The organism is Pseudomonas sp. ASL3 (assembly GCF_056680425.1).
Window position 1 is genome coordinate 390,053 of the sequence record NZ_CM155281.1, and the last position, 13,718, is coordinate 403,770.

Annotated in this window: 11 protein-coding genes; 10 read left to right on the forward strand and 1 reads right to left on the reverse strand. The window is 58.1% G+C overall.

What is annotated here, in order from left to right; all coding sequences use genetic code 11:
- Positions 1–303 carry a hypothetical protein gene (locus AC1MEE_RS01825; RefSeq protein ID WP_480413517.1) on the reverse strand — a complete coding sequence of 101 codons (303 nt, stop codon included), beginning with the start codon at positions 301–303 and terminating at the stop codon, positions 1–3.
- A gap of 116 nt (positions 304–419) precedes the next feature.
- On the opposite strand from AC1MEE_RS01825, the gene gyrA reads away from it, so the two are divergent.
- From gyrA to ihfB, 10 genes are all read left to right on the forward strand, one after another.
- Positions 420–3,080, forward strand: coding sequence for a DNA gyrase subunit A (gene gyrA, locus AC1MEE_RS01830; protein ID WP_480413518.1), 2,661 nt, complete (start codon positions 420–422; stop codon positions 3,078–3,080).
- A gap of 187 nt (positions 3,081–3,267) precedes the next feature.
- Positions 3,268–4,353 (forward strand): 3-phosphoserine/phosphohydroxythreonine transaminase, encoded by a 1,086-nt coding sequence (gene serC, locus AC1MEE_RS01835; RefSeq protein ID WP_480413519.1) that lies wholly within the window; start codon positions 3,268–3,270, stop codon positions 4,351–4,353.
- Positions 4,353–5,447, forward strand: a complete 1,095-nt coding sequence (pheA, locus tag AC1MEE_RS01840) for a prephenate dehydratase (protein ID WP_480413520.1) — start codon at positions 4,353–4,355, stop codon at positions 5,445–5,447. Before serC ends, pheA begins: the two co-directional genes overlap by 1 nt.
- Positions 5,448–5,462: 15 nt before the next feature.
- Complete coding sequence (gene hisC, locus AC1MEE_RS01845) at positions 5,463–6,575, forward strand: histidinol-phosphate transaminase (RefSeq protein WP_480413521.1); 1,113 nt, start codon at positions 5,463–5,465, stop codon at positions 6,573–6,575.
- 28 nt (positions 6,576–6,603) lie between these two features.
- Positions 6,604–8,826: a bifunctional prephenate dehydrogenase/3-phosphoshikimate 1-carboxyvinyltransferase gene (locus AC1MEE_RS01850; RefSeq protein WP_480416129.1), complete on the forward strand. Its 2,223-nt coding sequence runs from the start codon at positions 6,604–6,606 to the stop codon at positions 8,824–8,826.
- Positions 8,823–9,512, forward strand: a complete 690-nt coding sequence (gene cmk / locus AC1MEE_RS01855) for a (d)CMP kinase (protein WP_480413522.1) — start codon at positions 8,823–8,825, stop codon at positions 9,510–9,512. The genes AC1MEE_RS01850 and cmk overlap by 4 nt, the downstream gene beginning before the upstream one ends.
- 122 nt (positions 9,513–9,634) lie before the next feature.
- Positions 9,635–11,326 (forward strand): 30S ribosomal protein S1, encoded by a 1,692-nt coding sequence (rpsA, locus tag AC1MEE_RS01860; RefSeq protein ID WP_480413523.1) that lies wholly within the window; start codon positions 9,635–9,637, stop codon positions 11,324–11,326.
- Between the two features lie 161 nt (positions 11,327–11,487).
- On the forward strand, positions 11,488–11,946 hold the full coding sequence (locus tag AC1MEE_RS01865; protein ID WP_480413524.1) for an REP-associated tyrosine transposase: 459 nt from the start codon (positions 11,488–11,490) through the stop codon (positions 11,944–11,946).
- 1,010 nt (positions 11,947–12,956) lie between these two features.
- The gene (locus tag AC1MEE_RS01870; protein WP_480413525.1) at positions 12,957–13,238 is read left to right on the forward strand and encodes a hypothetical protein; all 282 of its coding nucleotides are present in this window, start codon (positions 12,957–12,959) and stop codon (positions 13,236–13,238) included.
- A gap of 165 nt (positions 13,239–13,403) precedes the next feature.
- Positions 13,404–13,700: an integration host factor subunit beta gene (gene ihfB, locus AC1MEE_RS01875; RefSeq protein ID WP_002554561.1), complete on the forward strand. Its 297-nt coding sequence runs from the start codon at positions 13,404–13,406 to the stop codon at positions 13,698–13,700.
- The last annotated feature ends 18 nt before the right edge of the window (positions 13,701–13,718 follow it).

Genomic DNA, 13,718 nt, shown 5'->3' on the forward strand with positions numbered 1-13,718 from the left:
TCACATGAATCCCCTGTAGGAGCTGCCGAAGGCTGCGATCGACCGGGAACCGGTCGCTTTCTTGAGATCGCTGAAGGTCGTACCGACCTTATCGCAGCCTTCGGCAGCTCCTACAGGCGAATGGCGTTTCGCCAATACCCAAAATACCCACGCAGGCCCCTCAGAGGCGCTATAAAGGCCGATCGTTGGTCGATTAGTGGTTTGTGGCAGGCTTTCAAGGGATAGGTCCCTGATCGCGATTGTGATAACATTCGGCGGTTTCCAAGGTAGCGCGATGCGGCTGCCTTTACTGCGCAGATCCATGGCACAACTCGTTGATTTGTCGTAAGTCGCTGCATGGCAAACGCCTGCAGTGACGAGCTTCGTTCGTCCCGCATGGATGTGACGAGGTTTCACCAGAAAAAGGAATCAGGCTTCTCATGGGCGAACTGGCCAAAGAAATCCTCCCGGTCAATATCGAAGACGAGCTGAAACAGTCCTACCTCGACTACGCGATGAGCGTAATCGTCGGTCGGGCACTGCCTGATGCGCGTGATGGCTTGAAGCCCGTGCATCGGCGTGTACTCTTCGCAATGAGCGAACTGGGTAACGACTGGAACAAGCCGTACAAGAAATCTGCCCGTGTGGTCGGTGACGTTATCGGTAAGTACCACCCGCATGGCGATACCGCTGTTTACGACACGATCGTACGGATGGCTCAGCCATTCTCCCTGCGCTACCTGTTGGTAGACGGTCAGGGTAACTTCGGTTCGGTGGACGGCGATAACGCCGCGGCCATGCGATACACCGAAGTACGCATGACCAAGCTGGCACACGAGCTGCTGGCTGACCTGCATAAAGAAACCGTGGACTGGGTGCCGAACTACGACGGCACCGAAATGATCCCCGCGGTCATGCCAACCCGTATTCCCAACCTGTTGGTCAACGGCTCCAGCGGTATCGCCGTGGGCATGGCGACCAACATTCCGCCGCACAACCTCGGTGAAGTCATTGACGGTTGCCTGGCGCTGATCGATAACGCCGACATCACCATCGATGAGCTGATGCAGTTCATTCCAGGTCCGGACTTCCCGACGGCCGCGATCATCAACGGTCGCGCCGGCATCGTCGAAGCCTACCGCACTGGTCGTGGGCGCATTTACATGCGTGCCCGCTCGATGATCGAAGACATCGACAAGGTCGGTGGTCGCCAGCAGATCGTCATCACCGAACTGCCGTACCAGTTGAACAAAGCACGTCTGATCGAGAAGATCGCCGAGCTGGTCAAAGAGAAGAAGCTCGAAGGCATTACCGAGCTGCGCGACGAGTCCGACAAAGACGGTATGCGCGTGGTGATCGAGCTGCGTCGTGGCGAAGTGCCTGAGGTGATCCTCAACAACCTCTACGCCCAGACTCAGCTGCAATGCGTTTTCGGTATCAACATCGTTGCGCTGATCGATGGCCGTCCGCGGATCCTCAACCTCAAGGACCTGCTGGAAGCCTTCGTTCGTCACCGCCGCGAAGTTGTCACCCGTCGTACCGTTTTCGAACTGCGTAAAGCCCGTGAACGTGGTCATTTGCTCGAAGGCCAAGCGGTCGCCTTGTCGAACATCGACCCGGTTATCGCCCTGATCAAAGCCTCGCCGACGCCAGCTGAAGCCAAGACAGCGCTGATCGAAACGCCGTGGGAATCCAGCGCCGTGGTGCAAATGGTCGAGCGTGCCGGTGCAGATTCCTGCCGTCCGGACAACCTCGATCCGCAATACGGTCTGCGCGACGGCAAGTATTTCCTGTCGCCGGAACAGGCTCAGGCGATTCTGGAACTGCGTCTGCACCGTCTGACCGGTCTCGAACACGAAAAACTGCTGACCGAATACCAGGAAATCCTCACTCAGATCGGCGAGCTGCTGCGCATTCTCAACAGCGCCGAGCGTCTGATGGAAGTGATCCGCGAAGAGCTGGAGCTGATCCGCGCCGAATACGGCGATGTGCGTCGCACCGAGATTCTCGATGCGCGTCTGGACCTGACCCTGGGCGACCTGATCACCGAAGAAGAGCGCGTTGTCACCATCTCTCACGGTGGTTATGCCAAGACTCAGCCACTGGCCGTCTACCAGGCTCAGCGCCGCGGCGGTAAAGGCAAATCGGCTACGGGCGTCAAGGATGAGGACTACATCGCTCACCTGCTGGTCGCCAACAGTCACACCACCCTGTTGATGTTCTCCAGCAAGGGCAAGGTGTACTGGCTCAAGACTTACGAAATTCCGGAAGCGTCCCGTGCTGCTCGTGGTCGTCCGTTGGTCAACCTGTTGCCGCTGGGTGAGGGTGAGTTCATCACCACCATGCTGCCGGTCGAGGAATACACCGAAGGTCACTTCATCTTCATGGCCACCGCTGGCGGTACCGTGAAGAAGACGCCGCTGGAGCAATTCAGCCGTCAACGCAGCGTCGGTCTGATCGCGCTGGAGCTGGACGAAGACGATATCCTGATTTCCGCAGCTATCACCGATGGCGAGCGCGAAGTCATGCTGTTCTCCGACGGCGGCAAAGTAACGCGCTTTAAAGAGTCCGACGTTCGCGCCATGGGTCGTACCGCTCGCGGTGTACGCGGCATGCGCCTGCCGGAAGGTCAGAAACTGATTTCCATGCTGATCCCGGAAGAAGGCAGCCAGATTCTCACCGCTTCGGCGCGTGGTTATGGCAAGCGCACCGCGATCACCGAGTTCCCTGAGTACAAACGTGGCGGTCAGGGCGTTATCGCCATGGTCAGCAACGACCGTAATGGCCGTCTGGTCGGTGCGGTACAAGTGCTCGATGGCGAAGAAATCATGCTGATTTCCGACCAGGGCACTCTGGTCCGCACCCGCGTTGATGAGGTTTCCAGCTTGGGTCGTAATACCCAGGGCGTGACCTTGATCAAGCTCGCCAGCGACGAAACACTGGTCGGTCTGGAGCGTGTTCAAGAGCCATCGGAAGTCGAAGGCGAAGAGCTTGAGGGTGAAGCGCTGGAAGGCGAAGAGCTGGATGTCGCTGAAATCGACGAAGACGTCGACCACCTGCAAGCCGACGCAGCGCCGGACGAAGAAGAGCCGCAAGACTGAACCGCAAGATAGGGGGCTGACAATCCCCCTGTAGGAGCTGCCGAAGGCTGCGATAAAATCGGCACGATTTTCGTTGGCGTTGGTGGTTGCAACCGCTTCGCGGTTGATCGCAGCCTTCGGCAGCTCCTACGGCCTTCGGCCAGAAGCAATACAAAGCGTACAGACCCAAGCATTGATGAGAGTGGATATGAGCAAGCGAGCTTTTAACTTCTGCGCAGGTCCTGCCGCGCTCCCTGAAGCTGTTCTGCTGCGTGCCCAGGCAGAACTCCTGGACTGGCATGGCAAAGGCCTGTCCGTCATGGAAATGAGTCATCGCAGTGATGAGTTCGTCTCCATTGCCAACAAGGCCGAGCAGGATCTGCGCGACCTTCTGAGCATTCCCTCGAACTACAAAGTACTGTTCCTGCAAGGCGGCGCAAGCCAGCAATTTGCCCAGATTCCGCTGAATCTGCTGCCGGAAAATGCCCGGGCCGATTACATCGACACCGGCATCTGGTCGCAGAAAGCCATTGAAGAAGCCTCGCGCTTCGGCACCGTCAACATCGCTGCCAGCGCCAAGCCTTACGACTATTTTGCCATCCCGGGTCAGAACGAGTGGGAGCTGTCCAAAGACGCTGCCTACGTTCACTACGCGCCCAACGAAACCATTGGCGGTCTGGAATTCAGCTGGATTCCTGAAACCGGCGACGTCCCGCTCGTGGCCGACATGTCTTCGGATATTCTGTCGCGCCCGGTGGATGTCTCCAGATTCGGCATGATCTACGCCGGTGCGCAGAAAAACATCGGCCCAAGCGGTATCGTCGTGGTGATCATTCGTGAAGACCTGCTCGGTCATGCCCGTTCGATCTGCCCGACTATGCTCAACTACAAGGTCGCCGCCGATAACGCGTCGATGTACAACACCCCGCCGACCCTGTCCTGGTACCTGTCCGGCCTAGTGTTCGAGTGGCTCAAGGAGCAGGGCGGCGTGGAAGCCATCGGCAAGCTCAATGACGTCAAACAGCGCACGCTGTACGATTTCATCGACGCCAGTGGCCTGTACAGCAACCCGATCAACAAATCCGATCGCTCGTGGATGAACGTGCCGTTCCGTCTGGCCGATGATCGTCTGGACAAGCCGTTCCTGGTCGGCGCCGAGGCGCGTGGCCTGCTCAACCTCAAGGGTCATCGTTCGGTCGGCGGCATGCGTGCCTCCATCTATAACGCCGTCGATATCCATGGGGTCAATGCCTTGGTGGCGTACATGACAGAGTTCGAGAAGGAACACGGCTAATGTCTGAAGAAGAGCTCAAGGCGCTGCGGGTACGCATTGACAGCCTGGACGAGAAAGTTCTGGAGCTGATCAGTGAGCGTGCGCGCTGTGCGCAGGAAGTTGCGCGAGTGAAAATGGCTTCGCTGGCGGAAGGCGAAGTCCCGGTGTTCTACCGTCCCGAGCGCGAAGCCCAAGTGCTCAAGCGCGTGATGGAGCGCAACAAAGGGCCGTTGGGTAACGAGGAGATGGCGCGTCTGTTCCGCGAAATCATGTCTTCGTGCCTGGCGCTTGAGCAGCCGCTTAAAGTGGCTTACCTCGGCCCGGAAGGCACCTTCACTCAAGCTGCGGCAATGAAGCACTTTGGTCATGCGGTCATCAGCTTGCCGATGGCGGCCATCGACGAAGTGTTCCGTGAAGTGGCGGCCGGGGCGGTGAATTTTGGCGTGGTCCCGGTGGAGAACTCCACTGAGGGCGCAGTCAATCACACCCTCGACAGCTTTCTCGAACACGACATGGTCATCTGTGGCGAAGTCGAGTTGCGTATCCACCACCATCTGTTGGTCGGTGAAAACACCAAGACCGACAGCATCAGTCGCATCTACTCCCACGCTCAGTCGCTGGCCCAGTGCCGCAAGTGGCTGGACGCGCATTACCCGAATGTCGAGCGCATCGCCGTTGCCAGCAACGCCGAAGCCGCCAAGCGGGTCAAGGGCGAATGGAGTTCGGCGGCCATCGCCGGTGATATGGCGGCAGGGTTGTATGGTCTGACGCGTATCGCGGAAAAAATCGAAGATCGCCCGGATAACTCCACGCGGTTCTTGATGATCGGCAATCAGGAAGTCCCGCCTACCGGCGACGACAAGACCTCGATCATCGTTTCAATGAGCAACAAACCCGGCGCGCTGCATGAATTGCTGGTGCCCTTCCATGAGAACGGAATCGACCTGACCCGTATCGAAACCCGACCTTCGCGCAGCGGTAAATGGACCTACGTGTTCTTTATCGACTTCGTCGGCCATCACCGAGATCCGTTGATCAAGGCCGTGTTGGAGAAGATCAGTCAGGAAGCAGTGGCACTCAAGGTGCTGGGTTCCTACCCGAAAGCGGTTCTCTAAAGGGGTTAGCACTACATGAGCGGCGACTTCCTCGCCCTGGCGCAGCCGGGCGTGCAAAAACTTTCGCCTTACGTCCCGGGTAAGCCTGTGGACGAACTGGCGCGCGAGCTGGACATCGATCCGGCCAACATCATCAAGCTGGCCAGCAACGAAAACCCGCTGGGCGCGAGCCCTAAAGCGTTGGCGGCGATTCGCGATGAGCTGGCCGAGCTGACCCGCTACCCGGACGGCAACGGTTTCGAGCTCAAGGCACGTCTTGCGCAACGCTGCGGTGTGCAAGCCAGTCAAGTGACGTTGGGCAATGGCTCCAACGACATTCTTGAGCTGGTCGCTCGCGCCTGGCTGGCGCCGGGGCTGAACGCGGTGTTCAGCGAGCATGCGTTCGCCATCTATCCGATCGTCACCCAGGCCGTTGGCGCCGATGCCCGCGTCGCGCCCGCCAAGGACTGGGGGCACGATCTGCCGGCGATGCTGGCCGCTATCGATAGCAACACCCGCGTCGTGTTCATCGCCAATCCGAATAACCCGACCGGCACCTGGTTCGGTCCGAACGCCCTGGCTGACTTCCTCGCCAAGGTGCCGGAAAACGTATTGGTGGTACTGGACGAGGCCTACATCGAATACGCCGAAGGCGCGGAGCTGCCGGATGGTCTGGATTATCTGGCGGATTATCCCAACCTGCTGGTGTCGCGCACTTTCTCCAAAGCCTACGGGTTGGCATCGCTGCGCGTCGGTTATGGCTTGTCTTCGCCGGTGGTCGCCGATGTTCTCAATCGCGTGCGTCAGCCGTTCAACGTCAACAGCCTCGCCCTGGCCGCAGCCTGTGCTGCGCTGGGCGATACCGAATACGTGGCCGAAAGCCGCCGTTTGAATGAGGCCGGCATGCAGCAACTGGAGCAGGGTCTGCGTTCGCTGGCCCTGAGCTGGATTCCGTCCAAAGCCAACTTCCTTGCCGTCGATCTCGGTCGCGAAGGCGCATCGGTCTATCAGGGGCTGCTGCGAGAGGGTGTGATCGTGCGTCCGATTGGTGGGTATGGCATGCCGAACCACCTTCGGGTCAGCATCGGTCTGCCGAGCGAAAACGCACGCTTCCTCGAGGCGCTGGCCAAGGTTCTGGCGCGTGGTTGATGTCATGCCAGTGCAATCAGCTCATCCTATGATCGGTCGCCTGGTGGTGGTCGGCCTCGGTTTGATCGGTGGATCGTTCGCCAAAGGCCTGCGTGAAAGCGGTCTGTGCCGCGAAGTGGTGGGGGTCGATCTGAACCCGCACTCGCGCAAGCTGGCGGTTGAACTGGGTGTGGTCGATCGCTGTGAAGAGGATGTGGCTACCGCCTGTCGCGGCGCTGATGTCATCCAGCTCGCCGTGCCTATTCTGGCGATGGAAAAGTTGCTGGCGCTGTTGGCGACCCTTGACCTTGGCAATGCCGTACTGACAGATGTCGGCAGTGCCAAGGGCAATGTGGTACGTGCCGCGCGTCTGGCGTTTGGCGGTTTGCCCGCGCGCTTTGTGCCGGGGCATCCGATTGCCGGATCCGAGCAAAGTGGAGTCGAAGCCTCCAACGCCCAACTGTTCCGTCGGCATAAAGTGATTTTGACGCCGCTGGCCGAAACTGACCCGGCGGCACTGGCCCTGGTCGACCGTTTGTGGTCCGAGCTGGGTGCTGATGTCGAGCATATGGAGGTCGAGCGTCACGACGAAGTGTTGGCGGCGACCAGTCATTTACCGCATCTGCTGGCGTTTGGTCTTGTGGATTCGCTGGCCAAGCGCAACGAAAATCTGGACATCTTTAGATACGCAGCGGGCGGTTTCCGCGATTTCACAAGGATCGCGGGCAGTGACCCGGTGATGTGGCACGACATCTTTCTCGCCAACCGTGAGGCGGTGTTACGCACATTAGATACATTTCGCAGTGATCTTGACGCCTTGCGCGACGCGGTCGATGCGGGGGATGGGCATCAATTGCTGGGCGTTTTCACTCGCGCCCGTGTTGCTCGCGAGCATTTCAGTAAAATCCTGGCCCGTCGGGCCTATGTGGACGCTATGAACTCCAACGACCTGATTTTTCTGGCTAACCCTGGTGGACGCGTCTCTGGACGTATCCGGGTTCCAGGCGACAAATCGATTTCCCACCGCTCGATCATGCTCGGCTCGCTGGCCGAAGGCACGACCGAAGTCGAAGGCTTCCTCGAAGGTGAAGACGCGCTGGCAACCCTGCAGGCGTTCCGCGACATGGGTGTCGTGATCGAAGGCCCGCAGCACGGTCGCGTGACCATTCATGGTGTCGGCCTGCATGGCTTGAAAGCCGCTCCGGGTCCGATCTATCTGGGTAACTCCGGTACCTCGATGCGCCTGCTCTCCGGTTTGCTGGCTGCGCAGAACTTCGACAGCACCTTGACCGGCGATGCCTCGCTGTCCAAACGTCCGATGAACCGCGTCGCCAATCCATTGCGTGAAATGGGCGCCGTGATCGAGACTGCAGCTGAAGGTCGTCCGCCGATGACCATTCGTGGGGGTAAGCGTTTGACGGGTCTGAACTACAGCATGCCGATGGCCAGCGCCCAGGTGAAATCCTGCCTGTTGCTGGCCGGTCTGTATGCGCAAGGCAAGACCAGCGTCACCGAACCTGCGCCGACCCGCGACCACACCGAGCGCATGTTGCGCGGCTTCGGCTATCCGGTGAGCGTCCAGGGCAGCACTGCTTCCGTGGAGTCCGGCCACAAGCTGACCGCGACCCACATCGAAGTGCCGGCTGATATCTCCTCGGCGGCATTCTTCCTGGTCGCGGCTTCTATTGCCGAGGGCTCGGATCTGCTGCTCGAACACGTCGGCATCAACCCGACCCGTACCGGTGTTATCGATATTCTGCGTCTGATGGGTGCCGATATCACCCTGGAAAACCCGCGCGAAGTCGGCGGCGAGCCTGTGGCTGACCTGCGCGTGCGTGCAGCCAAACTCAAAGGCATCGACATTCCTGAGGCGTTGGTCCCGCTGGCGATCGACGAATTCCCGGTGCTGTTCGTGGCTGCGGCCTGTGCAGAAGGGCGTACCGTCCTGCGCGGTGCCGAAGAACTGCGCGTCAAGGAGTCCGACCGCATCCAGGTCATGGCTGACGGCTTGCTGGCGCTGGGTGTCAAAGTCGAGCCGACCCCTGATGGCATTATCATTGATGGTGCCGGCTCCAGTGTGGAGGCTTTCGGCGGCGGCGAAGTGCACGGTCACGGCGACCATCGCATTGCCATGGCTTTCAGCGTTGCTTCATTGCGCGCGTCGGCACCGATCCGTATTCATGATTGTGCCAACGTCGCAACCTCATTCCCCAACTTCCTCACACTCTGCGCTCAAGTCGGCATCCGTGTGGCACAAGAGGCGCAGTCGTGAAGATTCAAGCTCCCGTTATCACCATCGATGGACCTAGCGGTTCTGGCAAAGGCACTGTTGCCGGTCTGCTGGCCAAGCATCTGGGTTGGTGCCTGCTCGATTCCGGCGCGCTGTATCGCCTGCTGGCCTTCGCCGCGCGCAACCACGGCGTCGACCTGACCAACGAAGAAGCCCTCAAACTGTTGGCTGCGCACCTGGACGTGCAATTCGAAGCTACCTCTGGCGGCCACGGGCAGCGCATCACGCTGGAAGGTGAAGACGTCACCCACGCCATCCGCAACGAACAGATCGGCAATGGTGCTTCGCAAGTCGCTTCACTGCCGGCGGTGCGCGATGCGTTGCTCCAGCGCCAGCGCGCTTTTCAGGAAGCGCCGGGCCTGGTTGCCGATGGCCGCGACATGGGCACCGTGGTGTTTCCAGACGCGCCGCTGAAGATTTTCTTGACCGCCAGCGCCGAGGAGCGAGCACGTCGCCGTTACTTGCAGTTGAAGGCCAAGGGTGATGATGTTAGTCTGTCGAGTCTGCTAGATGAGATATGTGCACGCGACGAGCGTGACACCCAGCGAGCGGTAGCCCCGCTCAAGCCGGCGCACGACGCCATACAGCTGGATTCCACTGAATTATCTATCGAGCAGGTGCTTGAACGCATCTTGAGTGAAGTCGCGATTCGCGATATCGCCGGATGACAGAAGAAGCGTGTGGGAGACCAGTCATAGTCCCACAGGCTTTCTTTTACTTGAACGAAACCCACGCTGTCTGGAGCGTGGCAGATGGGCGTATCCTTCGCCCTTGATCAACAGGAATTAAAATGAGCGAAAGCTTTGCAGAACTTTTTGAAGAAAGCCTAAAGACCCTCAACCTTCAGGCTGGTTCGATCATCACCGCGATCATCGTTGATATCGATTACCAGGCTGGCTGGGTTACGGTTCACGCCGGTCTGAAATCTGAAGGCCTCATCCCGCTAGAGCAGTTCCATAACGATGCTGGCGAGCTGACCATCAAGATCGGCGACGAAGTGCACGTTGCACTGGACGCGGTCGAAGATGGCTTTGGCGAAACCAAGCTGTCCCGCGAAAAAGCCAAGCGTGCTGAGTGCTGGATTGTTCTGGAAGCAGCTTTCGCAGCTGAAGAAGTGGTCAAGGGCGTTATCAACGGTAAGGTTAAAGGCGGCTTCACTGTCGACGTTAACGGCATCCGTGCGTTCCTGCCTGGTTCTCTGGTTGATGTCCGCCCAGTGCGTGACACGACTCACCTGGAAGGCAAAGAGCTCGAATTCAAGGTCATCAAACTCGACCAGAAACGCAACAACGTTGTCGTTTCCCGTCGCAGCGTCCTTGAAGCCGAGAACAGCGCTGAGCGCGAAGCTCTGCTGGAATCCTTGCAAGAAGGTCAGCAAGTCAAAGGTATCGTCAAAAACCTCACCGATTACGGCGCATTCGTCGATCTGGGTGGCGTCGATGGCCTGCTGCACATTACCGACATGGCTTGGAAACGCATCAAACATCCATCGGAAATCGTCAACGTTGGCGATGAGATCGATGTAAAAGTCCTGAAGTACGATCGCGAGCGCAATCGTGTTTCCCTGGGTCTGAAGCAGTTGGGCGAAGATCCATGGGTCGCTATCAAAGCTCGTTACCCAGAAGGCACTCGCGTAACCGCACGCGTTACCAACCTGACCGACTACGGCTGCTTCGCTGAGCTGGAAGAAGGCGTTGAAGGCCTGGTACACGTTTCCGAAATGGACTGGACCAACAAAAACATCCACCCTTCGAAAGTCGTACAAGTTGGCGACGAAGTGGAAGTTATGGTTCTGGACATCGACGAAGAGCGTCGTCGTATCTCCCTCGGCATCAAACAGTGCAAATCTAACCCATGGGAAGATTTCTCTGGCCAGTTCAACAAGGGCGATAAAATCTCCGGCACCATCAAGTCGATCACCGATTTCGGTATCTTCATTGGTCTGGACGGCGGCATCGACGGCCTGGTTCACCTGTCCGACATCTCCTGGAGCGAAGTGGGCGAAGAAGCCGTACGTCGCTTCAAGAAGGGCGACGAGCTCGACACCGTGATCCTGTCTGTTGATCCAGAGCGTGAACGCATCTCCCTGGGTATCAAACAGCTGGAAAGCGATCCGTTCTCCGAGTACGTGATGACCAACGACAAAGGCGCTATCGTTCGCGGTATCGTTAAAGAAGTTGACGCCAAAGGCGCCATCATCACTCTGGCCGACGACATCGAAGCTTCCCTGAAAGCCTCCGAAATCAGCCGTGACCGCGTTGAAGACGCGCGTAACGTTCTGAAAGAAGGCGAAGAGATCGAAGCCAAGATCATCAGCGTTGACCGCAAGAGCCGCGTAATCCAATTGTCCATCAAGTCGAAAGACGTTGAAGACGAGAAAGAAGCTATCCAAAGCCTGCGCTCCAAGCCAGAAACTGCGGAAAGCACAGGTCCTACCACCATCGGTGACCTGCTTCGCGCACAAATGGAAAAACAGAACTAAGTTCTGATTGACCATAGAAAAAGGGCGACTTCGGTCGCCCTTTTTTGTACCTGCGATTTGCCACCCTCCAGAAATATTTCGCCAAACGACAAACGTAGCCCTTCTATCTTCACGCAGATAACTTTGGCGTCTGAGTTATCACCGGTGAGGAGGGCAGCGGAATGCCCGATCAAGCGCATAATCGCCGCTTGCGGACAGGTCGATTTTCGGAGCCTGGCCGCATCTACCAACTAACCACTGTCGTCCAAAACCGCCGCCCCATCTTCAAAGACTGGCGCCTGGGACGTCTGGTGGTTACCGAATTAAAGAGAGCTGAAGAGCAAAATCTGGTTCTGTCACTAGCGTGGGTGGTAATGCCCGATCACCTCCATTGGCTAATCGAGTTACAGCAAGACTCTCTTTCTCGTGTCATGCAGCAGGTTAAGGCTCGCAGCGGCATTGCAGTCAATAAGGCTACCCATAACGAAAGCTGCGTATGGCAACGCGGATATCACGACACAGCAGTTCGCAATGAGGACGACCTGAAAAAATTCGCCCGCTACATAGTGGCAAATCCACTACGTGCCGGATTGGTCAAGCGAATAGGTGATTACCCATTGTGGGACGCAATATGGCTTTAGAGTCGAATTCGAATCCGCTGGAAGGCCAAGACTGCGCGCCCCGGTCACTCCCACTCAGATCTGCCGGGCCCAACCGCTTCTGGCCAACGGCCGTAGGAGCTGACTTGTCTGCGAAGGACACAACACGGTCCCCCTGACCCAACACCTCCTTGAGCAGTGGCACCAACCGCTTCTGGCCGGTGGCCGTAGGAGCTGACTTGTCTGCGATCGGTCCGGGGTCGCGTCCGACCGAAGCAGTCGCAAATAGGCTGGACACGATATCGCTGGAAGGTCCTTCGGCCCTTTTCGCAGACAAGTCAGCTCCTACGCCCTCCGGGCAGAATCGAGACCCATGTTTGCTGCGCGACAGCGCGGCGTCGAAGACGGAGCGGGTCCCCTACTCAAATCTGCCTGGCCCAAACCGCTTCTGGCCAACGGCCGTAGGAGCTGACTTGTCTGCGAAGACCCTACAACGCGGTCTGTCTGGCGCACCGCAGTGAGGCTTTCGCAGACAAGTCAGCTCCTACGCCCTCCGGGCAAAATCGAGACCGAGTTTGCTGTGCGACAGCACGGGCCCACCTACTCAAATCTGCCTGGCCCAAACCGCTTCTGGCCAACGGCCGTAGGAGCTGACTTGTCTGCGAACCAGACGACGCATTCCGTCAGGCACACCGCGTTGCGGCCTTCGCAGACAAGTCAGCTCCTACACCCTCCGGGCAGAATCGAGACCCAGTTTGCTGCGCGACAGCGCGGGCCCTTCTACCCAGATCTGCCTGGCACCAACCGCTTCTGGCCAACGGCCGCAGCACCTGACTTGCCTGCGAAGAACACAACGGCCCCCCTGACACAACACCTCCCCGAGCAGCTCATCCCACCGTCCAAGCCTGAATGAGCCAAGCCCAATGACATCCCTTGAAACCAAATCCCATTCCCCACCGTTCCTTTCGATGAGACGGGCCCAACAAGATGCAGCTAGACTTCGGGGTGTCTTTGAGCTGTAGCGGGGCAACGTACCCTGCATAAGGAACTGCATGAAACGAATCATCATCGTGCTAGCCGTACTGGTCCTCACAGGCTGCGCCACCTCTCATAAAACCAAAGTAATACGCGGTCAAAGTGGATTACAGATCGAATGCTCCGGGATGACCTCCAGCTGGGACAGGTGCTATGCCCGGGCAGCTCGGGAATGCAAGCCCGGTGGTTTCAAAGTCCTCGGCAAATCCAGTGACGTCGAAGAGGATCCCGATGACTATCCATTCGGCTGGAACCCTGCCGGCTACTTCAGTCGCCGTATGTTCGTGGTCTGTAACTAATCGCCTGAATCCTGTTTATGCACCAGCAAATGTCATAAATGAAAGGAACTTCCCCCTGCGCGAATCATCCTTCACATAAGTCAATGCCTGGACTGTTCAAATCCCTCAAGTCATGCTAAAACCTTTGAAGCGCTTACCTAGCTGCTTGAAAAAGAAGGGAAAAATATGACGAAGTCGGAGTTGATCGAACGAATTGTCACCCATCAAGGGCTGCTCTCATCCAAGGATGTCGAGCTGGCCATCAAGACCATGCTTGAGCAAATGTCCCAATGCCTCGCCACCGGTGATCGCATCGAGATACGTGGTTTTGGCAGTTTCTCATTGCACTATCGCGCACCCCGCGTAGGGCGTAACCCAAAGACTGGTCAGTCCGTGAGCCTGGATGGCAAATTCGTCCCTCACTTCAAGCCGGGTAAAGAGTTGCGCGACCGGGTCAACGAAGACGAGGAAGAGGGCTTTTAATGCCCTCGATGGAAGGAG